The organism is Deinococcus depolymerans (assembly GCF_039522025.1).
In the GTDB taxonomy this organism is placed as follows: domain Bacteria; phylum Deinococcota; class Deinococci; order Deinococcales; family Deinococcaceae; genus Deinococcus; species Deinococcus depolymerans.
Window position 1 is genome coordinate 134,273 of sequence record NZ_BAAADB010000019.1, and the last position, 22,813, is coordinate 157,085.

21 protein-coding genes are annotated in these 22,813 nt (G+C 71.5%); 9 read left to right on the top strand and 12 right to left on the bottom strand.

What is annotated here, in order from left to right; all coding sequences use genetic code 11:
• Positions 1 to 15: 15 nt before the first annotated feature.
• From ABDZ66_RS10890 to ABDZ66_RS10935, 10 genes are all read right to left on the bottom strand, one after another.
• A complete protein-coding gene (locus ABDZ66_RS10890) occupies positions 16 to 507 on the bottom strand; it encodes a low molecular weight protein-tyrosine-phosphatase (RefSeq protein ID WP_343758726.1) in 492 nt (163 codons plus the stop codon).
• Positions 500 to 1,738, bottom strand: coding sequence for a DUF418 domain-containing protein (locus ABDZ66_RS10895; protein WP_343758728.1), 1,239 nt, complete (start codon positions 1,736 to 1,738; stop codon positions 500 to 502). Before ABDZ66_RS10895 ends, ABDZ66_RS10890 begins: the two co-directional genes overlap by 8 nt.
• Positions 1,739 to 1,748: 10 nt before the next feature.
• The gene (locus tag ABDZ66_RS10900; protein WP_425544426.1) at positions 1,749 to 2,900 is read right to left on the bottom strand and encodes a cytochrome P450; all 1,152 of its coding nucleotides are present in this window, start codon (positions 2,898 to 2,900) and stop codon (positions 1,749 to 1,751) included.
• On the bottom strand, positions 2,888 to 4,327 hold the full coding sequence (locus ABDZ66_RS10905) for a phytoene desaturase family protein (protein ID WP_343758732.1): 1,440 nt from the start codon (positions 4,325 to 4,327) through the stop codon (positions 2,888 to 2,890). The genes ABDZ66_RS10900 and ABDZ66_RS10905 overlap by 13 nt, the downstream gene beginning before the upstream one ends.
• Positions 4,328 to 4,417: 90 nt before the next feature.
• Positions 4,418 to 5,134, bottom strand: a complete 717-nt coding sequence (locus ABDZ66_RS10910; protein WP_343758734.1) for a hypothetical protein — start codon at positions 5,132 to 5,134, stop codon at positions 4,418 to 4,420.
• 91 nt (positions 5,135 to 5,225) lie between these two features.
• The gene (locus ABDZ66_RS10915; RefSeq protein WP_343758736.1) at positions 5,226 to 6,341 is read right to left on the bottom strand and encodes a glycosyltransferase family 2 protein; all 1,116 of its coding nucleotides are present in this window, start codon (positions 6,339 to 6,341) and stop codon (positions 5,226 to 5,228) included.
• Positions 6,338 to 7,030, bottom strand: a complete 693-nt coding sequence (locus tag ABDZ66_RS10920) for a 1-acyl-sn-glycerol-3-phosphate acyltransferase (protein ID WP_343758738.1) — start codon at positions 7,028 to 7,030, stop codon at positions 6,338 to 6,340. Before ABDZ66_RS10920 ends, ABDZ66_RS10915 begins: the two co-directional genes overlap by 4 nt.
• Positions 7,020 to 8,066, bottom strand: a complete 1,047-nt coding sequence (locus tag ABDZ66_RS10925; protein WP_343758740.1) for a carotenoid biosynthesis protein — start codon at positions 8,064 to 8,066, stop codon at positions 7,020 to 7,022. Before ABDZ66_RS10925 ends, ABDZ66_RS10920 begins: the two co-directional genes overlap by 11 nt.
• Complete coding sequence (locus ABDZ66_RS10930) at positions 8,063 to 8,446, bottom strand: NUDIX domain-containing protein (protein WP_343758742.1); 384 nt, start codon at positions 8,444 to 8,446, stop codon at positions 8,063 to 8,065. The genes ABDZ66_RS10925 and ABDZ66_RS10930 overlap by 4 nt, the downstream gene beginning before the upstream one ends.
• Positions 8,447 to 8,514: 68 nt before the next feature.
• Entirely contained in the window at positions 8,515 to 10,050 is a 1,536-nt protein-coding gene (locus ABDZ66_RS10935; protein ID WP_343758744.1) for a phytoene desaturase family protein, read from the bottom strand.
• Between the two features lie 277 nt (positions 10,051 to 10,327).
• Here ABDZ66_RS10935 and ABDZ66_RS10940 point away from each other — a divergent pair, with 277 nt between their 5' ends.
• The 3 genes from ABDZ66_RS10940 to ABDZ66_RS10950 all read left to right on the top strand — a co-directional run bounded on the left by ABDZ66_RS10940 (position 10,328) and on the right by ABDZ66_RS10950 (position 11,501).
• Positions 10,328 to 10,600, top strand: coding sequence for a helix-turn-helix transcriptional regulator (locus tag ABDZ66_RS10940; RefSeq protein WP_343758747.1), 273 nt, complete (start codon positions 10,328 to 10,330; stop codon positions 10,598 to 10,600).
• Positions 10,597 to 11,076, top strand: coding sequence for a hypothetical protein (locus ABDZ66_RS10945; protein ID WP_343758749.1), 480 nt, complete (start codon positions 10,597 to 10,599; stop codon positions 11,074 to 11,076). The genes ABDZ66_RS10940 and ABDZ66_RS10945 overlap by 4 nt, the downstream gene beginning before the upstream one ends.
• Positions 11,077 to 11,270: 194 nt before the next feature.
• Complete coding sequence (locus tag ABDZ66_RS10950; protein ID WP_343758751.1) at positions 11,271 to 11,501, top strand: hypothetical protein; 231 nt, start codon at positions 11,271 to 11,273, stop codon at positions 11,499 to 11,501.
• 32 nt (positions 11,502 to 11,533) lie between these two features.
• Here the strand turns inward: ABDZ66_RS10950 and ABDZ66_RS10955 are convergent, their stop codons facing one another.
• Together ABDZ66_RS10955 and ABDZ66_RS10960 are read right to left on the bottom strand one after the other, a co-directional pair.
• On the bottom strand, positions 11,534 to 12,133 hold the full coding sequence (locus ABDZ66_RS10955) for a GNAT family N-acetyltransferase (protein WP_343758754.1): 600 nt from the start codon (positions 12,131 to 12,133) through the stop codon (positions 11,534 to 11,536).
• Entirely contained in the window at positions 12,130 to 12,558 is a 429-nt protein-coding gene (locus tag ABDZ66_RS10960; protein WP_343758756.1) for a ketosteroid isomerase-related protein, read from the bottom strand. Before ABDZ66_RS10960 ends, ABDZ66_RS10955 begins: the two co-directional genes overlap by 4 nt.
• A 466-nt stretch (positions 12,559 to 13,024) precedes the next feature.
• On the opposite strand from ABDZ66_RS10960, the gene ABDZ66_RS10965 reads away from it, so the two are divergent.
• From ABDZ66_RS10965 to ABDZ66_RS10990, 6 genes are all read left to right on the top strand, one after another.
• Positions 13,025 to 14,482, top strand: a complete 1,458-nt coding sequence (locus ABDZ66_RS10965) for a hypothetical protein (protein WP_343758758.1) — start codon at positions 13,025 to 13,027, stop codon at positions 14,480 to 14,482.
• A 141-nt stretch (positions 14,483 to 14,623) separates the two neighbouring features.
• Entirely contained in the window at positions 14,624 to 15,658 is a 1,035-nt protein-coding gene (gene mutY, locus ABDZ66_RS10970) for an A/G-specific adenine glycosylase (RefSeq protein ID WP_343758760.1), read from the top strand.
• Between the two features lie 272 nt (positions 15,659 to 15,930).
• Complete coding sequence (locus ABDZ66_RS10975) at positions 15,931 to 16,761, top strand: isoprenyl transferase (protein WP_343758762.1); 831 nt, start codon at positions 15,931 to 15,933, stop codon at positions 16,759 to 16,761.
• Positions 16,762 to 17,080: 319 nt separating this feature from the next.
• Positions 17,081 to 17,578 (top strand): hypothetical protein, encoded by a 498-nt coding sequence (locus ABDZ66_RS10980; RefSeq protein WP_343758764.1) that lies wholly within the window; start codon positions 17,081 to 17,083, stop codon positions 17,576 to 17,578.
• A gap of 56 nt (positions 17,579 to 17,634) precedes the next feature.
• A complete protein-coding gene (locus tag ABDZ66_RS10985) occupies positions 17,635 to 19,881 on the top strand; it encodes a hypothetical protein (RefSeq protein ID WP_343758766.1) in 2,247 nt (748 codons plus the stop codon).
• Positions 19,882 to 20,022: 141 nt separating this feature from the next.
• Positions 20,023 to 22,812 carry a DUF11 domain-containing protein gene (locus ABDZ66_RS10990; protein ID WP_343758768.1) on the top strand — a complete coding sequence of 930 codons (2,790 nt, stop codon included), beginning with the start codon at positions 20,023 to 20,025 and terminating at the stop codon, positions 22,810 to 22,812.
• Position 22,813 lies beyond the last annotated feature (1 nt).

A 22,813-nucleotide genomic window follows, 5' to 3' on the forward strand; every position in this document is an offset into this window, starting at 1 on the left:
TCTAGCGCGGCCCCCTCACGATTTTCCCACGGACTGCCCGGCCGCGCGGGCCGCGAAGGTGCGGGCGCTGCGTTCCAGCATGTCGTACATCTCCTCGAACCCCTGCGCGCCGCCGTAGTACGGGTCCGGCACGTCCGCGCCCGGCGCGAGCGGATCGAAGTCCCGCATCAGCTGCAGGCGGGTGTGCGCGTCCGGCGGGGCCAGGCGGCGCGCGTCCGCGAGGTTCGCGGCGTCCATCGCCAGGATCACGTCCTGCTCATAGAAATCCGCCGCCGACAGCTGCCGCGCCCGGCCGTTCAGACTCAGGCCGTGGCGGGCCGCCACCTCGCGGCTGCGCGGATCCGCCGCCCTCCCCACGTGCCAGTCGCCGGTCCCGGCACTGTCCACCACGGCCGTCACGCCCGCCGCCGCCAGTTCACGCCGCAGCAGCGCCTCGGCCACCGGGCTGCGGCAGATGTTCCCCAGGCACAGCGCCAGCACCCGCAGCGGTCTTCCCGGATCAGTCATGCGCCCGATTCTGCCGGGCCGGAGCCCCGTACGCCACCCGGCGCACCAGCGACTCCACCGGCCCCCGCCCGAAGCGCGCCAGCCACCACGCGCTCAGCGGCAGCTGCGCCAGCCCCACGAGCAGCGCCAGCGCCAGCGTCTGCGCCGCGCCCCACGCCGCGAACTCACCGCTGTACGGGAACGCCTCGCCCGCCCCGGCCGCCGTGGCGTCCGACACCCACCCGAACCCCTGGTGCAGTCCGTACGGGTAGAAGATCAGCGTCATGACCACGCTCTGGGTGAGGTAGTTCGTCATGGCCATCCGCCCGCTCGCCGCGAACATCCGCCACGCGCCCAGCCGACCCGACGCGGCCAGCAGACCCAGCACGCCCACGTACCCCAGCGCGCCCGCCAGTCCGCCCGCCATGCGGACCGGCAACGCCAGCGTGCCCGCCGCGTAATCCGGGCGGGTATTCAGGTACGCCAGCAGCGCCCCCAGCGGCAGCCCCACCCCCAGTCCCCCCAGCGCCAGCCGCCGCAGCAGCGGCCGGTGAGCGTCCGGGCGGGTCAGCAGACTGGTCTTCGCGGCCGCCGCGCCCAGAAAGAACAGCGCCAGCAGCCACGGCCCGTTGAACAGGTTGCCCTCCCACAGCAGCGGCCAGAACTCCGCGGCGCGCTCCTGCACGTTCGCGGCGTAGGTGGGCAGCAACCCCGGCAGCGACGTGAAGCGCGGGGCGGTCTGCGAGGCGCTGCCCAGCGCCGCCAGCAGCCCCAGCCCCAGCCACCACACGCCCAGCACGCCCGCCAGTCGCAGCAACGCCCGCACCGTCATGTGCGCCACGAGCAGCAGCGCCAGCGCCAGCGTCGCGTAGTTGCTGATGATGTCCCCGTGCCACACCAGCACGTAATGCAGCGCCCCCACGACCAGCAGCGCCGCGTGCCGCCGCAGGAACACCCCCACCCCGCGCCGTGCCAGGATGCCCGCCGCACCCCACCCGAACAGCATCGCGAAGATCGAGATGAACCGCCCGTTCGCCAGCACGTCCGTCACGACCTGCGCGGCGCGGTCCACGCCCACCTGCCGCCACTCCAGCAGCCCCGCGAAATCCTGCATGTTCACGATCAGGATGCCCAGCAGGCTCAGGCCGCGCAGCACGTCCGGCAACACCGAGCGGTCCCGCACCGGGCCGGTGTCCTGCACAGGTGGGGCCGCATCGGGCGGCAGCAGCGAAGCGGACTCGGGCGCGGTCATTCCCGGCAGATTAACGCGGACCGGGGGTCACCACCAGCGGCCCGCGCGGCCCGAGGGTCAGGCCCGGCAGCGGCGTGGGGTCGCCCCGCACGGCCCGCAGGGAAGGCAGCGCCGCCAGCGTGTCGTGAATCAGCATCTGCGCGAGGTGCATGCCCAGGCACAGCCGCTCGCCGCCCCCGAACGGCAGGTACGCCCACGCCGGGGGTCTGCCCGCCCAGCGGCCCGGATCGAACCCGTCCGGGCGGTCCCACACCGCCGGGTCGCGGCCCGACAGGTACGGCGAGTACAGCGCCAGCGCCCCGCGCGGCAACCTCACCCCGTTCCAGTCGAGGTCGCGGCCCAGGCGGCGGCTGCCCATCCAGCCCGGCGGGAACAGGCGCAGCACTTCCTTCAGGACCGCCGCGTGATGCTCGGGCGCGTGCCACTGCGGATGCTGCGCCAGGAACCAGATCGCGTACGCCAGCGCGTGCGTGGTCGTGTCGTGCGCGGCGGCCAGCGACACCCGCGCCTCCTCCAGCCCGCCCGGCAGCGGGGCCAGCACCGCCAGCAGGTCATCGTGGCCCCGCCCGGTCAGGCGCACGTGCGCGAGGCGGCGCAGCTCGGCGTCCACCCGCGCGAACAGCAGCGGACGCGGAACCGCCGGCACCGGGAACGGGCGGCGCAGCGGCGCCAGGAACGCGTGCAGCAGCCCAGCGTCGAACTCCCCGCTGAAGTACGCGGCGTTCAGCAGGCTCAGCACCGCGCCGTCCGCCCAGGCCAGCGCATCGAACTCCCCGTCCGGCACGCCCGGCAGCGCCGCCCGCGTCCGCGCCTGCAACGCCAGCAGGTGCGCCCGCCCGAACCCCGGATTCATCAGCGAGCGCCGCCCCCCGTGCCCCGGCGCGTCCGACAGGATCACCCCACCCGACAGGTACGGCACGATCCGCGACAGGCTCCCCGCACTCCGGAACGTTCCCAGGTCCGTCAGCACCGCCCGGTTCCACGCCGCCCCCACCCCCACCACCGCCGGCAGGCCCAGCCGCAACCGGAACACGTCCACGCCCGCCGAGCGCGCCCGCGCCGCCCCCTCCCCGATCAGCGGCAGAGGACTCAGAGCCCAGTCCTGAAGGTGCCCGTTCCCCGGACGGGTCGGCGGTTCAGGCAGCGAGCTCAGACTCCGGATGGCCACACCTCCGTCCCGTGGGGCACCTGACGGCCGTCGAGGTCGTCGAAGGGCAGGCCCAGCAGTTGTCCGGCGCCGTTCCAGCCGCTGAGGATGCTCAGGGGCACGCCGCCGCCGGGGTGGACGGTGCCGCCCACCTGCGCGAGGTTCCGGGCGTGCGGCAGCGTCCAGCCGGGGCGCAGGCTGCCGCTCAGGCCGTGTGGGGCGCGGCCGTACAGCGCGCCGGCCTTGGCGGTGCGGGCGTACTCGGCGGGCGACAGGGCGCGCCATTCCTGCACGGGCAGCGGGCCGCCGTCAGTGGCGCGCAGCCGCTCCTGGAGTCGCGCCAGGAGCCACGCGCCGTACTCGCGCGGGTCGTCCGTCAGGCCCGGGTCCGGTGGGGCGTTCACGAGCAGGAAGGCGCGCGTGCCGTCCAGGTGCAGGTACAGCGTCGGGTCGCGCGGCAGGCGGCCGGCGCGGATGTCCTGCCATTCGCGGGCGTACTCGGCGGGCCAGTGGATGTGGTGCGCCTGCCCCCGGTCCTCCGAGAGGCGCAGTTGCAGCGCGAAGCCGCTCACGCCGCGCGGGGTGGGTTTCTCGCTCTCGCCCAGCCAGGAGAGCGTGAGGGCGCGGTCGGCGGCGCTGACCCAGGCGTCCGCCGCGAAGGCCCCCTGGCTGGTGTGGGCGCCCAGCACCTGACCGCCGTGCGTGCTGAGGCTGGTGACGCGCGTGCCGAACTCGAAGCGCACGCCCAGCGCCACCGCCTGCGCGTGCAGCGTCCGCGCGAGATCCAGCAGGCCGCCGCGCAGGTGCCACACGCCGTACCCGAGTTCCACCCACGCGATGTTGTGCAGCACGGCCGGCGCGCGGTACGGGTCGGCACCCAGGTACGTGGCGAAGCGCAGCCAGAACGGCGTCATGAACGGCCCCGAGCGCACCAGTCGCCGCAGCGGCACGAGCGGCGCGGCCCGGCGGCCCCGCGTCAGGGCGTAACGGGCCAGCCGGGCCGGGCCGGGCGGCGGCGCGAACAGGAAGGTGTCCTGCGCGTCCAGGTACATGCGCCGCGACGAGGCCAGCAGCGCCCCGTAGCGCCGGCCCTCGGCGCGGGACAGCTGCGCCAGCGTGGCGTCCAGGCTGCCCGCCACGTGCAGCGCCTCGGGCGCGAACAGCCGCCCGCCCGGCGCGTGGTACGTGGTGGTGGGCCGAGCGGCCGACAGCGTGGGCAGGGGCAGGTCCAGGCGGGCGTGCAGCGCCCGGAACACCTGCGGCATGGTCACGACCGTCGGGCCGCTGGAGAACTCCGGGAAGCCCAGCGCCGCCTTCCCACCGGGACCGTCGAGTGCGTCGAGCACCGTCACCCGCGCCCCGGCGCGCGCCAGCCGCAGCGCCGCCGCGAGGCCCGCGAAGCCCGCGCCGATCACCGCGACGTGCTGTGGCGTGCGTCTCACCGGGGCGCCCCGGACGGGCGGGTGGAGGAGGGGATCACGAGGCAGAGCATAGAGCACCACCAGCGCCCTGCAGGGTCGGATGCGACACGCTCAGCGGGGCGTACTGACCGAGTACGCCAGTAGCGGCTCGCGGCTCAGGACCCGCCCGGCCCGCTCGACCCGCAACTCGCCGCCCGGAGCCCGCGCGGTGCCCACGACCAGCACGTACGCGTACCCGCCCCGGTTCCAGCGGTACTCGTCCCGCCTCCCGTCCGTGACGTGCATGCCGCCCGTCAGCTGCACGCCCGGCGTGCCGTCGCGGTTGCGGCTGGCGTACGTGACCCGCCCACCGGCCTCCCACACGGTCACGCTGTGCCGCGCGGTGGCGGCCAGCACCGCCGCCTGCGGCACGTAGCGGCACGCGAACGACCCGGCAGGCACGCGGAACCCGCTGACGCGCGTCAGGCGGTAGGCGGGGTCCTGCACGTTCTCCACGTTGCTGCTGTGCACGAAGAACCCCGGCGCCTGTGCTGCGCGGCCCGCGAAGGTCAGCGGCGTGTACACCTGACCCGCGCCCGCGTCGTCCGCGCCGACCGTCACGGGCACCTGCGAGCGCACGCCGCCCACCCACTGCGTCAGCGTGCCCGCCCCGGCCCCCGTGCCCGACAGCGCCAGCACCCGCCCCGGCGCATCGCACCAGAACCGCACCGGCTTCCACGCGCCCGCGCCCACCTGCGCGAACGACGCCTCGGTGAACCCCGCCCCGGACGCCACGGGCAGGAACGACAGCAGCAGAGCGGCAGCCAGACGGACCCGGTGGGACGACATACCCCGAGCCTCCGCCCCACACCTGAGCAGCCCATGAAGCCCAGTCCGCCCGGCCTTCAGGAAAGTTCCCCTCTGCCCAGGGGGTGAGGGGTCACTGTCTGTACTGGCGGCCCTTCCAGGTGACGGTGCGGCGCAGGGCGCGGCGGTACACGGGCAGCGCCAGCAGCGGCGTGAGGGGTCCCAGCAGGCCCTCGGCCAGGTCGGCGGGGGCGCGGCGACCGGCGACCACGCTGACCAGCGTGCGTTCCAGCAGCCCGGCCACGCGCAGGGCCGTCCAGCCGGGGCCACGCAGCCAGGGGCGCAGCAGCCACGGCAGGGTGTACGCGCCCAGGTGCCCGGCGGCGGCCAGCAGCAGCAGGGGCCGCGAGTGAAAGTGCAGCGGCAGGACGTTCTTGCCGAAGCCCGCCACCGACTCCGGGTACGTGCGGTACATGCGCACGCCGATGCACGCGCGGCCCAGCGCCGTGGACACCAGGAAGCCCTGCGCGCCCAGGTGCTGCGCGAGGCGGGTGTCCTCCAGCACCTCGGCCCGGACGGGCGCGTACCCGCCCACGCGGGTCAGCGCGGCGCGGCGGAAGGCCATGACCTGCCCGTTGGCAATCGAGGTCATGGGGTGGCGCAGGTGCGTCAGGGGAAACGGGAAGTACGACAGCACCGCCGCGTCCACCAGCGGCGTCAGCAGGCGGGCGCCCAGGCCCGCGTTCGCCTGACGGGGGTGAACGCTCAGCAGGTCCGCGCCCGAACGGGTCAGTTCGCTCAGCAGGCCGCCCAGCGCGCCCGCGTGCCAGTCCACGTCCGCGTCCGTGAAGATCAGCACCTCGCCACGCGCCGCGCGCAGCAGTTGCTGGCAGGCCCAGGGTTTCCCGTTCCAGCCGTCCGGTCTGGGCTCGCCCGTCAGGACCCGCGCGCCCAGGCGGCGGGCCACGTCGGCGGTCCCGTCGCGACTGCCGTCATCCAGCACCAGCACCTCGAAGGCCCCCTGGGCCAGCACGCCGGGCAGGGTGCGCGGCAGGTTGTGCGCCTCGTCCCGCGCCGGAATCAGGATGGACACGCGCGGCCCCCCGCGCGGGGTGGGCGCCGGGCGCAGGCGGGGGAAGGTGATGGCGTTCACGGCCAGCACCGCCGCCTTGGTCGCCAGCCACCCCAGCAGCAGCGCCTGCACGGGCCGCTGCGCCCGCTCCCACCCGGCAGTCCAATGAATCCTCATCCTCTGTCCCCGGTGATCCAGGCCAGCAGCCTGGAGGGCAGGTCCACCCGCTCCGAACGGCTCGCGCGGCCCGGCACGGCCCGCAGGTATCCGGCGGGCGGGGTCTCCGGGTCGCTGTCCAGCAGCTCGGCGTCCAGCGCGGCCAGTTCACGTTGCAGGGCGCCGTCCAGGGCTGGCCCCACCACCGGCCACCCGAAGCGCACGAAGGCCTCGGGCGCCTGCGCGCCGCGCATCACGACCCGCAGCGCCACCGGCACCAGTGGCACGCCCGCCGCGCCCGCGATCCACGCCGCGCCCGGCTGCGCGGCCCGCAGCGGCCCGGCGGGTTGCACCGCGCCCTCCGGGAACACCACCAGCCACCCCACCCGCGCCCGCCGCACGCCCGCCCGGACCTCGTCGGCCCGCACCGCGCCCACGCGCCGCAGGAACGGAAAGCGCGACAGCTGCCGCGCGCCCATCAGGACCGCGAAGTCGCTGCCTGCCCACAGGGCCGCCTCGCGCAGCACGTACCCGTCCCACCAGGAGTGATGGTTCGGCGCCAGGACCGCGCCACCCGCCGGGACCGGCCCGCGCACCCACACGCCGCCCAGAGAGCCGCGCACGCTGCGGCTCACGCTGCGCGACAGCAGCCACGTCGCCCAGGCGTGCCGCCCGACCCCAGATGGCCCGGCCCCAGGCTTACCGGGCACGGGCCACCGCACGCCGCGCCGGACGGAGCGCCCGCGTCAGGCCCAGACCCGCCAGCATCGCCGCCAGCGTCACCGCCGCCTCGGCGTAACGGCCCACCAGTACCAGCCCGCCCGGCAGGAAGAACGCCTCGATGGCGTACACCACCCGGAAATCCAGGCCCTCACCGGCCCGCCGCGCACCGGGCAGCAGGCTCAGGGACGGCACGCGGCTCGCCTGCACGTTCCCGTCCACCCGCTCCAGCCAGCCGGGCAACGCCCAGCCCACCCCGGCCCGCCCGAACAGCCCCGGCGCCAGCCCCGCGAACACCCACGACAGGCCCCACCCGACCGCCCACCACCCCAGGAAGTTCTGCACCGGCGCGCCCGCCCACAGCGGCAGCGGGTCCGTCCACGTCCAGTACCCCTGCGTGGTCATCAGGGGTTCCAGGCCCACGTCCCACAGCATCATCAGGGCGCCCGTCAGCCACGGCCGTCCGCGCGACAGGCTCGTGGCCGTCAGCGTCAGCGCGAACCACCCCAGCGGCACGATCAACGGCACGGTCAGCAGCGTCGGCGCGGGCGCACCCGCGTACGTGTACTCCCCGAACGGAATGCCCGTCCGGCTCCCCAGCAACTCCACGCCCAGCCCCACCCCGAACGACACGACCAGCATCAGCGCCGCCCGCAGCCACCCCACCCGCTCCCACACGAACGCCAGCGCCGCCGCGCACAGCGCCGCCGTACTCGCCAGCCCCAGCACCGGGAACCCTTCCGGCCACAGCGGCACCGGAATCTTCAGCGCCACGTACAGCGCCACCAGCGCCATCCACGGCCGCGTCGCCGCCAGCAGGCCCGCCAGCCGCTCGCCCAGCACCTCCGGGAACGCCACGCCCAGCGCGTCCCCCGCCAGCGCCAGCACGCCCGACAGCGGCAACCCCAGCGCGATCAGCGCCCAGCCCACGGGATTCCCGCCCATGACCAGCAACGCCCCCAGGAACGCCACGCCCAGTGCCGCGAACGCCAGTCCGGCGCGCCACACGGTGGGGGAGAACCTCACGCCCGCACCGCCGTCAACGCCGCGAAGTACGTGCCGGTCGCCTCCGACACGTCGTCGGGGAGGGCTGCCAGCGGCCACCAGCGCACCTGGGCCGCATCATCCGAGGCGCGCGGCTCCCCACCTGCAAAGTCGGCCGTGAACACGTGCGTTTCCCAGGCGACCACGTTCCCGTCCGGGTACGCGTGCCGGTGAGGGAACACGCCCAGCGCCCGCAGCGCGCCCACGCTCAGGCCCGTTTCCTCACGCAACTCGCGCCGCGCGGTCACTTCCGGCAACTCCCCGGCCTCCGCACCTCCACCCGGCACGTCCCACAGGGCGTTATCGTCCCGGCGGACCAGCAGGACGTCCCCTCCGTTCATGACGGCAATGCCCGCCCCCATGCGGCGCCGGGGTACCGGTGACCGCCACGCCCGGAGCTTCCTCTGGAGCCAGCCCTCGCTGTTCATGCCTACTTCCACCGTCGGCGCGTCAGGTCTTTCACGAGGACCTGCGCGGCGTTGCGGCCGGAGGCGCCCATGATGCCGCCGCCGGGGTGGGTGCTGGCGCCGGTCAGGTAGAGGCCCTGCACGCCGGGCCAGCGGTACTGGCTGGCTTTCATCCAGGGGCGGAAGGAGAACATCTGGTCGAAGCTCATTTCGAGGTGCATGACGTTCCCGCGGTGCAGGCCGAGGTTCGTCTCCAGCCACTGCGGCGTCTGCACGAGTTCGCCGACGATGGTGTCGCGTGTGCCGGGCGCGTAGTGCTCGAAGGCGTTCAGGATGTTCTCGCGGGCCTCGGCGGTGCGGGTTTCCCAGGAGCCGCTGCTCAGTTCGTAGGGGTAGTACTGCGCCCAGAGCCACAGGGCCTCGCCGCCGGGCGGGGCGAGCGAGTCGTCCACGGCGCTGAAGCTCATGGCGATCAGGGGCGGGTCCTTGGTGGGTTCACCGGCGAGGTACTCGCCGTAGCCTTTCATGAGTTGCTGTTCGTTCTTGATCAGCAGGCCCAGGCCGACGCGGCTGTCGGGTTCCTTGTGGTGGCGGTACTTGACCTTCTCGCTCAGGGCGAGGCGCAGGACCATGCCGAAGCCGTTGCCCACGCGGACCTGCCGGGCGGCGGCGGGTACGAACTCGTCGGGGAGGGCGCCGGCGGTGGTCAGGATGTGCGCGCCGGACACGACGGCGCGGGCGGTGTACGTCTCGCCGTTCTCCAGCCGGATGCCCTGAGCCTTCCCTTCTTTCACGAGGATGTCCTTCACGGGCGCGTTCACGAACACCTGCCCACCGTCCGCCTCGATGGCGCGTTTCAGGGCTTTCGTCAGGCCGCCGCTGCCACCCTTGGGCCGCGCCACGCCGCCCTCGTGGTACAGCGGGTGCCACAGCAGGAACGGCGCACTCAGCGGATCACTGGGCGGGGGGCCGCTCTGCGCCGCCATCCACACCAGCGGGGCACGGACCCGCTCGTCCGTGAAGTACTCCTTCGCCACGTCCCCGTACGGACGCAGGATGCGGGGCAGCTGCTCCATCCAGTCCTTGCCCTTCCCGCTGGACACGACCATCCTGCCCATGTCCAGCGGCCCCGGCGCGGAGTTGAACAGGTCCGCCACGGAGCGCGCAAACGGCGTCCAGTCGTCCAGGAATTTCGTGTACGCCTCACCCTGACCGGGGAACAGCGCCTCCAGTTCCCGCGCCGTGCGCCCGGCGTCCCGGTGGATGAACCAGGGCGTCTCGCCGTCCGACGCGTGGAACATCGGGTCCACGTCCAGGTAGTGCAGGCCGTGCCGCGTGAGTTCCAGTTCGCGCACCACGGGCGTCATGCGGATCAGGATGTGCGCGCTCCCGCCGTAATCGAAGCGGTATCCCGGCACGAGTTCCTCGGTACTGACGGCGCCCCCCACGATGTGTCGCCGCTCGAACACGCCCACCTTCAGGCCCGCCTTCGCGGCGTACGCGGCGGTCACCAGCGCGTTGTGGCCCGCGCCCATCACGATCACATCGAAATCCGGCATCCCGCGCAGTCTGCCACGCCCGCGCCAGGGCAGAGCGTCAGCAGGCACGCAGAATGCGGCGGAGTGGGAGCGTGGCCGCACGCTGGGTGGAAGGAGCATTCCGATTGACCCGTTCGTAACAACGGTCGATCCGGGCGGCGCGAGCAGGAGCAAAGCGGGTTCCGGGTGTCGAGTTGATCACTCGGTGTTCTTCCGGGAGGTCAACGAAGCAAACGGAATCCGTACGAGCGATTGGGTGAACTTGATTTTCCGTTGTATAAATACAACAATACGTGGCATGGTTGCCAAGTCCGCCGGGCGTTCCGCCGCTCTTACCCTTTTCAACCGACTCCCTGTCTTGCGGGCCGAGCGGGGCCTGTCCCGTCAGGACCTCGCGGCTGCCGTCGACGTGAACTACCAGACTATCGGTTACCTCGAACGCGGCGAGTACGCGCCCAGCCTGGACCTCGCCTTCCGCCTCAGCGACTACTTCGGCCTGCCCATCGAAGCGATCTTCTCCCGCGCGCCCTTCACGCCCCTGAGCGAGAAAGTTTACGGAGGTCCATCATGAACGCTGTCATCCCCGTCCGTCCCCTGCCCACACGGGCCCGCCGCCGGATCGTCACCGCGTACGCCGCCGGCTCCCTGGGCACCCTGATCCTGCTGGCCCTGCGACTGCTGGGGTTACTGGACACCGTGAACGACGCCCTGAAACCACTCCTGCTGGGCGCGTACCTGCTGGCCTTTGGCGTGTTCCTCTACGGCGCGGCCTACCTGGTCTTCCCGGCGCGACTGGGCCTGCCGCAGGGCCACAAACTGGACGAACGTGAAGCCGTGCGCGTGGCGCAGGCCAATTCGGCCGCGTACCGGGGGCTGACTCTGACGGTCCTGCTGGGCGCGGAACTGGTGTTCTTCTTCGGCGCCGACCTGTCTGCCCTGCAGGGCCGCGCTGACGGCGTGCAGGGCGTGGCGCTGCTCCTGCTGCTGGTCCTGCCGCTCCTGCCGACCGCGATTCTTGCCTGGACCGAACCCGACACAGGTGAGTAATACGGACTCCGGTTGAATGGTTTGCAAAGCCGTTCAACCGGAGCGGAGCGAGTGGGAGCAAAGCGGGTTCCGGGCGTGGAGTTGGCAACTTGGCGCCTTCCCAAGTTGTCAACGAAACAGACGGAATCCGTATAGCCCCAGTACGCGCCCGTCAGACAGAGGCGAGTAAGAGGGCGGGGGGTACGCTGCGTGGCATGTTCGGTCGCCGTGTGCCCCCCCATATCGTGTTCGCCTCTAGCGTTGCGCTGGCCGTGCTCTGCGCGGTCCTGGCGTTCCTGGCCGCTCAGTCCCAGAGCTGGGTGTGGGCGGGTGTGGCGGCGGTGCTGGCGGTGTGGTTCGCCGTGGACGCCTTCCGGTCGTTCTCGTGGGCGCAGGCGAAGAAACGTCAGGATGCCGAGAAGGCCGCCCAGAACGGGCACCGCTGAGCGGTCGGCTCGTTCCTTTCACGGGGCCGTGACTATCCCCCTGCCTGGCTTTTCCTGATCCAGTAGCGCATGGGTTTGGGCGTTTCGTGGTCGTCGCCCAGGTCCTTCCAGCTCAGGGTGGTGGTCAGGTCCGGGCGTTCCGTGTAGCCGCGCGCAGCCCAGAAGGCGTGGTGCGTGCGGTACGGGGTGGGCCGCGCCGGGTGGTCGTCCGGGCGCTGCACGGCGCAGAACGCGGTGGTGTTCAGGCCCAGGCGGGCGGCGTGGGCCTCGCGGTGGTCGAAGAAGGCGTGACCCAGGCCGCGCCCGCGGTACTCGGCGGTCAGGACGCTCTCGCCCAGGTACAGCACGTCAGCCGGGTCGAATTCCGGGGCGTGCAGCGGCGCGCGGATGTCGTCGGTCTCCTGCGTGAGCGGCAGGGCGCTGCTGGCCCCGACGACAGTGTCGCCGTCGCGGGCCAGCACGATGATGGCGTCCGGGGCGTCCAGGTACGTCTGCAAGTAGCGTTCCTCGTAGGCGGGGTCGCCGTCGTACAGGTAGGGGTACGCGCGGAACACCAGCGTTCTCAGGCGGGCCAGCGCGGGAATGAACGGGGCGAGGTCCGGGCCGCCGACGGTGGTGACGCTCAGGCTCAAGCGCTGCCCTGCTCGACCTGCCGGGTCCAGTCCGCGAGGTTGTAGTAGTTGGTGACGCGGGCGATCTTTCCGCCGCGCACGTCGAAGAACGCCCCGACCGGCAGCACGTAGCGCTGCCCCTGCGCCTCGGGCAGGCCGGGGTCGGTTTTCAGGTACTCGCCGTGAATGACGAACTCGGCGCTGGCGCGCGTGCCGTCCGGGGTGGCCATGACGACCACGTCCTCGGCCCGCTCGCGGTAGTGGGCCTCCATCTTGGCCAGGAAGGCACCAAAGGCGTCCAGGCCGGTCTGCGTGTCGCCCTCGTTGATGTCGTGGCGGACGTCGTCGGTCAGCAGGGCCAGCATGCCCGGCGCGTCGCCGCGGTTGAAGGCGTCGTAGTAGGCCTGCACCAGTTGCACGGTGTCGGGTGTCGTGACGTCGGTCATGCCGGTCAGGATACGGCAGCGCGGTCGACGCGCCCGGTCAGGGGACACGGACTCCGGTTGAAGGGTGGGCACCGACCGGTTCCATCCGGGCGGGGTTGACTCGCAGAGCGGCCCCGCAGGGGAGGAGCGCGACGGATAGGGGGGGTGTGGAGGTGAACGAACCAGACGGAGTCCGCATGAGGAGGCGTGAGGTCCAGGAGGACTGTCCGGGAGAACGACGTTCTGGACGTTCTTTTCTGGGATGGGGGTGCGGCCGGTGATGGCCGGGTGAGGGGGCGGCAGCTGGAAAGTCCTCATGAGTGTCGGTCATGCTCCGGTGCGCCCGCACCCGGCGCGCTCCCGTGGCGGCCGGCCGGGTGGGTGAATGTGCAGTTGACGGCGATAAACTCTGCTACTTTAGGAACAATTTACCCACACCTGCCGCGCCCCGAACGCCCAGGAGCGCTTTCAACGGAGGAGTCAACGCGTGAAATCAATCCGGTACATCGTTACCCGTCCCTGCCTTCAGGAAGGCAGCCTGCGCCTCCTCAAGTACCTTGAGGGCACCTTCCCGAACGCGGGGCCGGCCGTGCTGGTCGACGAGAAAGGCGAGGAGCACGCGGTGCAGGTGGACCTGGACCGCCTGCGGGTGTGGGGCATGGGCGGGCTGTACCACGCCCATCACCTGGGTGTGAACGACGTGCTGATCCTCACGCTGCTCGCGCCCGGGCGGTATCAGGTGGAGACGGTCGTCAAGCCGCACGCGCCGCAGCCGCCGCCCCGGCGGGAGGTGCCGCGCGTGCCGGAGACGCGCCGGGTCGTGGTGTCCGCCACGCCGCACGTGCGCGAGGTGCGTCTGCAGGAGGTCCGGCCGGAAGCGCCGGCCGCGCCGCCCGCCCCCCGTGCGCCGGAGCGGCCCGACGGCCGGCCCTCTGAACCCCAGGCTGCCGAGGCCCGCTCCACGGAAACCCGCCGGCCCGAGGCCCGCTCCACGGAAACCCGCCGGCCCGAGGTCCGGGTCACTGAAACCCGCGCGACCGAGACCCGCGTCAATGAGGCCCGCGTCACCGAGGTGCGTGCCGGTGAGGCGACCGGGGGCCGGCCCGCCGCCGAGGGCCGCAGGCCGGCGGTTCCCGCGGTGCAGGCGACCAGCGCCGGGATCGGCGGCGCGGTCCGTCCCGCCGCGGCCGGGCGTTCCGCTGCGCCCATGCGGACACTGGACGTCAGCTTCGACGCGCCGGCACGCCCGCCGGCCCCCGGGCCAGTCCTGTCCGCCGCGCATCTGGAAGCCGAGTCGCAACTCGCGGAACTCGCGCGTCTGACCGGATACCGCCTGGAACACCTGGGCGGCGGCGTGCTGCGCCTGAACGCGGAACTCGGCACGCACGGGTACTCGGTGCTGGTGGCGACCAGCGAGGCCGCCGTGCAGACGCCCGCCTGGAAGGAAAACGCCGATTACTGCGTGCTGCTGACCGGTGAGGACAGCCGCCCCGCGAACACCCCCTGCCTGACCCGCGAGGCGCTGGCCGCGCTGATCGAGCACGCGCAGCTGGCGCCGCTCTCCCCGGTGGACCTGCGCGGGTACTGGAAGGCCGGGAGTGTCGACCTGGAATCCGCCGCGAGCGTGGCGGAACTGGTCAGCTCGCACCTCGCGCAGCGCGGCGCGTTCAGCTTCGTGCTGCTCACGCTCTCGCAGCAGCCGGCTCACTCGGTGGTCAGCGTGCCGCGCCTCGCGGAGCGGCTGGGCAGCGGCGTGAACTACGCCGAACTGGGCAGCATCCTGGACACCCTGACCCGCCCGCCCTTCCTGGCCCTGACCCCCTTGCCCGGCGGTCAGTACCTGCTGCGCGTGGGCGTGCCGGACCTGCTGAACGACCTCGCCGAGTACGCCGACGGCGTGCGCCGCCGCGTGCGTCCGGCCGCGCGTGAGGCCATTCCCGCCTGAGCGTGCCTGCCCCGACGCGCCCCCCGGAACCTGACAGGCCGGGGGGCGCGTCCGTCGGGCTCGGCGCCGCGCACGGCCGGTCGGCAACGGATGGTGTCCGCCGCGCCCGTCGCGGCCAGACAGGCACCCTACACTGCCGCCGTGACCCCGCCCGTTCCGGCCTTCCCGTTCCCGCTTCCGGCGCTGCGCGCGGCGCTGCTGGCCTGGTTCGACCGGACCGGTCGTGCGCTGCCCTGGCGGGCGGGCCGCGAGGGGGCCCGCGATCCCTACCGCGTGTGGGTGGCGGAAATTCTGCTGCAGCAGACGCAGGTGGTGCGTGGGCAGGTCTACTATGACCGTTTTCTGACAGCCTTCCCGACCGTGCAGGCTCTCGCGGCGGCGCCGCAGGAGGCGGTCCTGAAGGCCTGGGAGGGCTGCGGGTACTACGCCCGCGCCCGCAACCTGCACCGCGCCGCGCAACAGGTCGCCCGGAACGGCTTTCCCGACTCGTACGACGGGTGGCTGGCCCTGCCGGGCGTGGGGCCGTACACGGCGGCGGCCGTCAGCAGCCTCGCGCTGAACGAGGCGCGCGCCGTGAACGACGGCAACGTGCGCCGCGTCCTGGCACGCCTGCACGGCGAGGCGCGGCCGTCCCCCGCGTGGGTGCAGGGCCGCGCCGACACGCTGCTCGACCCGCAGCGGCCCGGCGCGTGGAACGAGGCGGTCATGGACCTGGGCGCCACCGTCTGCACCCCGGCCGCGCCGCGCTGCGAGGTCTGCCCGCTGCGGCCCTGGTGCGCGGCGTCCGCGTCCGGCACGCCCGCCGCCTACCCCGCCCCGAAGGTCCGCGCGCCCGTACCGGACGTGCCGGTGGTGGCCGTCCTGATCGGCACGCCGCAGCAGGCGGTCCTGGAACGCCGCACCGGCACGCTGCTGGGCGGCCTGATGGGCCTGCCGGCCGAACCGCTCGCCGCCGGTGAGGTGCCGCACGACGCCCTCAGGCGCCTGTGTGCCCGCCTGAACGCCCGGCCCGGGCCGCCGCTGGGCCGCCTGACGCACGTCATGACCCACCGCCGGATCACGCTGCACCTGTACGCCGGGCAGGCCGACCTGCCCCGGCAGACGGTGACCGACGCGGCGCTGTCGCGGCTGGATCAGAAGGCGCTGGCCTTGGCCGCGCAGCCCACCCTGCTGTAAGACGGACTCCGATTGAATGGCTTATAAAGCCATTCAATCCGAGCGGATGCGAGTAGGAGAGAAACGGACTCCGATTGAATGGGTTGTCACTTCCATCCGGGTGGAAGCGACTCGGAGAGCGGCCCCGCAGAGGAGGAGCGGGACAGACGGGCGTGGAGGTGGCCACCCGGTGGGCTGGCGGGTTGTGCGCCAGACAGACGGAATCCGCAGAACGCGCCGGGGATCGTCCGTTCGGGGGACGTGAACGCCGCCCGGCGCGATAGACTGCGCGCATGTCGCGTGAGCCGCTCAAAGTCGCAGTCCAGACCATTCAGAAAACGCGGAACGCGGCCCGCGGCGCCCTGCTGTGGGGTTACGAGCAGCGTCTGGCGCGTGAAGTGCGCGCCCACGGCCACCTGCCCCGCCACCTGGGCCTGATCCTCGACGGCAACCGCCGCTTCGCGCGGGCCAGCGGCCTCCAGCGCGAGATGGGGCACTCCATCGGCGCGGACAAGGCCCACGAGGTCCTGCAGTGGTGCCTGGAACTCGGGATTCCCGCCGCGACCATCTGGGTGCTGTCCACCGACAACAAGAGCCGCGACCCGCAGGAACTGGCGCACATCCTCTCGCTGCTGGAAAAGGAGGCCCGCAGTCTCGCCACCGATCCGCGCATCCACGCCAACCGCGTGCGGGTGCGCGCCATCGGGCAGCACGACGGATTCCCGCCGCAGGTGCTGGCCGCCCTGAAGGACCTGGAGGAGAAGACCGCTCACTACGACGGCATGCGCCTGAACATCGCCGTCGGGTACGGGGGCCGCGAGGAGATCGTGGACGCCGTCAAACGGCACCTGAACGCGCAGGCACAGGCCGGGCAGACCCTCACCCAGGCCGCCGCCGACCTGGGTCCCGAGCACATCAGCGCGCACCTGTACGCCGCCGACATTCCCGACCCGGACTTCATCATCCGGACCAGCGGCGAGATCCGCCTGTCGGGCTTCATGCTGTGGCAGAGCGTGTACTCCGAGTACTACTTCTGCGACGTGTACTGGCCCGGCTTCCGCCGCGTGGACTTCCTGCGGGCGCTGCGGGACTTCCAGGGCCGCGACCGTCGCTTCGGCCGCTGAGCGCGCCCTTCATGAAATGCGGCGGCCCGGACCGCCGCCGCCGCCCCCATCCCGCGCCACGCCACCTCCCCCCTGACAGGGGGGCAGCCATGACCCGCACCGCCCGGAACCCGGCGGACAGGGCCCTTGGTGCGGACCCGTGCCCTTCCTCACGTTTCCGGCCGATCCAGACCGCACCCGCCGGCCGTCCGCCTCCCGCGCTGACCGGCAGAACAGCCGCGGACCTGTAAGCCGGTGGTAAGACCCGGCTTCCTAGGCTGCGGGCAGTACCAGCTCCCGGTCTGATCTCTCAGTCCGTCCGCCCCACCAAGGAGATCCCATGAACACCCGCACGCCCCTCCTGATCGCCACCCTGCTGGCCGGCACGGCCCTCGCGCAGGGCGCCACGCCGCTCACCCTGAATCTCAACATGTCCCTGGTGCGCAGCGTCAAGGTGGACGGCAAGGTCACCGAGCAGTTCTCGCCCAGCCCCAAGAACGTCCTGCCCGGCGACCTGATCAGCCAGGTCGTCAACGTGCGAAACACCGGCAGCCGGGCCCTGACGAACGTTCCCGTCACGCTGCCCGTACCGAAGAACACCGTGTACGTGGCCCCCGAGAAGGACATGAACGTGGCCCGCACCGAGTACTCCATCGACGGAGGCAAGACCTTCGCCGCCGCCCCCCTGAAGAAGAAAGTCACCGTCACCGAGAACGGCAAGACCGTGACCCGCGAAGTGGACGTCAAACCCAACGAGTACACCGCCGTCCGCTGGACGATCAGTGAAATTGGCGCGAACCAGACCCTGAAACTCGGTTACCGGGTCCAGGTCCGGTAACGTCCCGCCCGTCCATTCCCGCCCGCCGATCCACTCACCTTCCCAGGAGGAACACCATGAAACGCACCCAACTGATCGCCCTGATGGCCGCCCTGGCCGCCGGCTCCGCCAGCGCGCAGACCACCGTCAGTCCCAGCTCCAGCAAGGGTACAAACGCCGGCACTGTGATTACCAACACGGCGGTCGCCACCTATCAGGATCCCGGCAACGCAACGCAGAACCTGTCGAGCACCTCGAACACGGTCAGTACCACCGTTCTGGAGAAGTTCGACTTCGACATCACCTACCCCAGCGGTGCCGACAGCGACGCAACCGACACGACGACCAGCGCACCTGCCTCGCACCAGCGCAGTAATGTGCTGCCGGGCAGCCGTGTGGTGTTCCCTTACGTGGCAGTGAACAACGGTAACGCCACTCAGACGATCACGCTGACCTCGGACGCGACCAGTGGTGTCAGCAACGTGCTTTACTTCCTGACCAACCCCGATACGAACAACGACGGTGTGGTCTCGGACACGGAACTGGCCGCCGCAACCGCTGTCACGAGTATCGTTCTGCCGGTGGCTGGCGACGATCCCAACACTGGCGCGGTGGAGACCAACACCGGAATCGTGAACTTCTACCAGGTGTACACCGCCGCCGGCGCCCCTGGCGCGGTGGTTGGGGCTACCCCGATCGGCACAGGCCGCGTCTGGAGCGGCTCGGCGAATGTGACGGTCACGGAACAGTCGAACGCGGGCGGCCCGACTTACGATGACCTGTGGTGGCAGTACAACGCCAGCACCATCGTGAGCCCCAGTCTGACCAACAACCCCAATGCCAGCCTCACCCCCGGAGGAGTGGACAGCCCGCCGGCCGGAGGCGCCAATGTCCCTGGCTATACCGATCCTGCGGGGACCGTTGTGGGAGTCAGCGGCGACGAGCAGTTCGCCTACCCCAAGGCCGACGCCAACCTGACGGACGACACCGTGGTGTTCACGAACACCGTGAACAACAACAGCGCCGTGGCCGACGCCACCAGCCTGAGCGTGGTCCCCCGCACCAACCAGGCGGGTTACACCCAGACCGTGACCCCCACGGGCACTGCCGGGCAGTACACCGTGGTGCAGACCAACCCGGACGGCACGACCACCACTGCCACGGTCACGCTGAACACCGTGACGCTGAACGTGCCGGCCAACGGTAATGCCAGCTACACTGTCACCGTCACCTACCCTGACCAGGACTCCCTGGCCAATCCCCATCCCATCTACCTGCAGATCGGGGTGGATTCCGGTAACGATAGCAACAGCACGCCTGACGACTTCACGTACGACACGGTACTTCCGCCGGCCATGCAGTTCGCCGATTCGACCGCTCCGCTGGGCGCGACGGACATCGTCGCTTCGCAGACTGGAACTGCTGGTGCCACCGTCACTTTCCCGATGGACGTCGCGAACACCGGCGAGTACCCTGAAACCTACAACCTGAGTGGCTACACTGTCGTGACCCTGTTGGACGGAAGCCGGCAGATCGTTCCGATCAACTACACCGGGCCCGGCCTGACCTCGGCTGGCACCACTCCAGTGGCCGTGGACCTGAACGGAGACGGCGATACGAGCGACGCGGGCGAGACGGTGAACGTGCCGGTATACACCACCGGATCGGTGGCTGCGAACACCGAACTCGACGTGGATGCCAACGTCACGTTGCCCGCCAACGTCCGTGCCACCGGCGGCACCCCCTACCTGCTGACGCAGCGCGCTACCTCGGTGTACAGCGCCATCACGCGCACGGATGTGAACGACAACATCGTGGTGAACGTGGCTGGCACCCTGGCCCTGGGCAAGTTCACCCAGAGCAATGGCACGCCGGCCAACAGCGAGTACGTGCTGGGCAACCCCGGAAGCCCCGCCAGTGGCACCTCCGCCAACCCGGCTGCCATCGCCAACCCGGCTAACTACAGTGCCCTGAACCCCACGAACTACGTGCCGGGCACGACCTACTCGTATAAGATCATCGCCAAGAACACCTACAACACCCGCGTGGAGAAGTTCTTCGTGCAGGACACCCTGAACAGCAACCTGGTGTTCAACACTGTTATGGGTGCGGTCAGCGGTAACAGCTTGGTCGAGCCGGGTGACACCAGCAGCTCCACCATCATCTACAGCACCGACGGTTCCACCTGGACTTCCTCCGCCCCGGTCAGCCCCGGCAGCACCGTCTACGTGGCGGTGGACGACCCGACCCAGGCGGGACAGCAGCCCGGCAGCCTGGACCCCAACGCCGTTCTCGAAATGACCATCACGGTCACCATTAAGTAAGCGCAGTGCGGCGCACCCTGCCTGAAGGGCGGGTGCGCCATTTCTTCACTTCAACATCAGAACTCTCTTTTCGATATGCCGCACATTTGAGTGCGCCGCCCCAACGTCCTGCGCCCCCCGGGCGTCCCAAAGGAGACTTCCGTGACCCGCTTCCCTCATCCCACCACGCTGCTGTCGGCGCTGCTCGTTCTGGCCGGTCAGGCGGGCGCGGCCCGCACGCCGGCCGGCACCGAGATCACCAACCAGGCGCAGGCCGAGTACCTTCCGCCCGCTGCGACCGACCCGGTGCGGGCCGTGTCGAACACCGTCGTGACGGTCGTGCAGGCCGTGTGTTCGGTCAGTGTCACCCCGGACGGCACGGTGCCTCTGCCCGGCCAGAGCGCCACGCTGCTGCCCGGCGAGCGGGCCGTGTTCGCGTACTCGGTCGTGAACACCGGCAACACCACGGGGAGCTTCCCGGTCCTGGCGCGCAGCGAGACCGAGAGCACCATCAGTCCGGCCCTGCGGGTCGTGCGGGACCTGAACGGCAACGGCCAGCCCGACACGAACGAACCGCAGGTCACGGAGCTGAGCCTCGCCCCGGATGACCGCGCCGCGCTGCTGCTGGTCGTGACCACCAGCGACGCGCAGGGGGACGCCTACGTGAACCTGATCGCCAGCTGCGCCGGCGGGCAGAATGCCGACAGCAACAACGTCAGCCGCGTGCGTGTCGGGCCGCCCCCGGTGCTGGGCGTGCAGAAGTCCTTCACGCCGGCCCTGGTCCGCCCCGGGACTGAGACGACCGTGACCGTCACCACCAGCAATGCCGGTCAGGGCGAGAGCCGCGAGGTGATCCTGACCGACCTGCTTGCCGACCAGATCGCGCAGGGCCTGAGCTTCGTGCCGGGCAGCGCCCGCACGAACACCGGCACGCTGGAGTACACCCAGGACGGCGTGAACTGGACCGCCGCCGAGGTCAGCCCGGTGCGGGGCGTGCGGGTGCGCGCCGCGAGCCTCGCGCCCGGCGCGAGCATCACCCTGACCTTCCGCATGCTGGCGGGCGCGGAAGCCGAGAACCGCGTCATTCCGAACACCGCGACCGCCCAGACCGGCGGCAAGAGCGTGAGCGGCAGCGCCAGCGCCGACGTGCGTTACCAGCCGGCCGTGGCGATCGGCCCGGTCGGGGTGCCCGAGGCGCCCGAGAACACGCCCGCCGACGCGCAGCGCCGCCCGTTCGCGGTGGTGGGGCAGCAGGTGTGCTTCGATCACACCGTGAAGAACACCGGGGACGTGCGTGACAACTTCCGCGTCACGGTCACGTACCCGGTGGGCGGCGCGACCAGCGTGCTGTACGGCGAGAACGGCCAGCCGCTCGCGCAGCCGCTGACCCTGGCCCCCGGCCAGACGGCCCTCGTGCGCATCTGCTACGACGCGCCGCAGGCCGGACCGCTGGAATCGCTGATCACCGTCAACGGGGAGCGCGGCACCAGCAACACCACCCGTGACCTGATCGGGAACGTCGAGGCGACCTTCCCGGAACTCAGCAAGTCCTTCGAGGCGACCACCCAGGGTGACGCCGGGCAGACCGTGGGCATCCCGGCCGGTGGGACCGTCGCGGCCGGCGACACCATCACGTACACCCTGAAGGTCCGTAATCCCTACACCCGCCCGCTGACGAACGCGGTCGTGACCGACCCCCTGCCCGCGCACGTGGACTTCGTCAGCGCCAGCGACGGCGGGGTGCCCGGCGGTCAGTCCGGCGCGCAGACCGTCACCTGGAACCTGGGCACCCTCGCGGCGGGTGAGACCCGCACCGTCACCGTGACCACCCAGGTCAGCACCCGCGCGCAGGACGGCGAGGCCCTCAGGAACGTCTTCAACCTCGTCACGACCGAACTGAACACCCCCATGCCCAGCAACGAGGTGCGCACGCCCGTCTGGACTGCCAAACTGGTCATCCTGAAGACCGTCAGCGCCCCGGAAGCCACCTACGGTGACCGCCTGACCTACACCCTGAAGATCAGCAACGAGTCCGCCACGACCGCCATCACCAGCGCGGTCGTGACCGACACGCCCGCCCGTGGCCTGGAGTACATTCCCGGCACCAGCACCCTGGCCGGACAGCCGCTCGCGGACCCGGCCATCAGCGGCGGCGTCCTCACCTGGAACGCGGGGACCATCCCGGCGCGCGGCACCATCACCATCACGTACCAGACCCGCGTGACGCCCGAAGCGACCGGCCAACTGGTGAACACCGTGCAGGTCAGCGGCACCGGGGCCGGCGGCGTGGCCCGCGCCATCGCCAGCAACCGCGCGACCGCCACCACGAAACTCAACCCGCTGAAGTTCGCGCCCACCGCGGACCTCGTGGGCACCGTGTTCGTGGACCGTAACCGCAACGGCCTGTTCGATCCGCTGCTGGACACCCCGGTCGAGCGGGCGCGTGTCCTGCTGGCCGGCGGCCGTCAGGTGGTGACCGATCCGCGCGGAAGGTACTCCTTCCCGAACGTGCCGCTGGGCACCCACGCGCTGCGCCTGGACCCGAACACCACCCCCTACCCGCCGCTGCAGGTCCCGCAGGACGGCGCGCTGAGTGGCACGCAGACCGTGCACGTGCGCGGCCTGACCAGCGTGGACTTCCCGCTCGCGCCGCTGGGCGGCGACATCAGTGCGCTGCGCCGCACCACCCTGACGGTCGGTGACGTGACGCTCGAGAAGGCCGTGTACGTCACCGACCGCGGCTACGTGGTGACCCTGCGCCTGAAGACCCCGCGCGCCCTCGACGGCGTGACGCTGCTCGACCCGCTCCCGGTGGGCGCCGTTCTGAAAGAAGGCGGAAATACTTACTCCGGTAGCCTCGAGGCAGGTGAAAGGACTTTCGCCTACCGCTTTGACTGGAGTGGTGAGCCCCGCGCCGCCACCACTGACCCGGTCCTGAGCTGGAGGTACTGAA

Coding starts and splice junctions, on each gene's coding strand:
- ABDZ66_RS10890 (WP_343758726.1), bottom strand. CDS start 507: ATGACTGATCCGGGAAGACCGCTGCGGGTGCTGGCGCTGTGCCTGGGG.
- ABDZ66_RS10895 (WP_343758728.1), bottom strand. CDS start 1,738: ATGACCGCGCCCGAGTCCGCTTCGCTGCTGCCGCCCGATGCGGCCCCA.
- ABDZ66_RS10910 (WP_343758734.1), bottom strand. CDS start 5,134: ATGTCGTCCCACCGGGTCCGTCTGGCTGCCGCTCTGCTGCTGTCGTTC.
- ABDZ66_RS10915 (WP_343758736.1), bottom strand. CDS start 6,341: ATGAGGATTCATTGGACTGCCGGGTGGGAGCGGGCGCAGCGGCCCGTG.
- ABDZ66_RS10930 (WP_343758742.1), bottom strand. CDS start 8,446: ATGGGGGCGGGCATTGCCGTCATGAACGGAGGGGACGTCCTGCTGGTC.
- ABDZ66_RS10935 (WP_343758744.1), bottom strand. CDS start 10,050: ATGCCGGATTTCGATGTGATCGTGATGGGCGCGGGCCACAACGCGCTG.
- ABDZ66_RS10940 (WP_343758747.1), top strand. CDS start 10,328: ATGGTTGCCAAGTCCGCCGGGCGTTCCGCCGCTCTTACCCTTTTCAAC.
- ABDZ66_RS10945 (WP_343758749.1), top strand. CDS start 10,597: ATGAACGCTGTCATCCCCGTCCGTCCCCTGCCCACACGGGCCCGCCGC.
- ABDZ66_RS10950 (WP_343758751.1), top strand. CDS start 11,271: ATGTTCGGTCGCCGTGTGCCCCCCCATATCGTGTTCGCCTCTAGCGTT.
- ABDZ66_RS10960 (WP_343758756.1), bottom strand. CDS start 12,558: ATGACCGACGTCACGACACCCGACACCGTGCAACTGGTGCAGGCCTAC.
- ABDZ66_RS10975 (WP_343758762.1), top strand. CDS start 15,931: ATGTCGCGTGAGCCGCTCAAAGTCGCAGTCCAGACCATTCAGAAAACG.
- ABDZ66_RS10980 (WP_343758764.1), top strand. CDS start 17,081: ATGAACACCCGCACGCCCCTCCTGATCGCCACCCTGCTGGCCGGCACG.
- ABDZ66_RS10985 (WP_343758766.1), top strand. CDS start 17,635: ATGAAACGCACCCAACTGATCGCCCTGATGGCCGCCCTGGCCGCCGGC.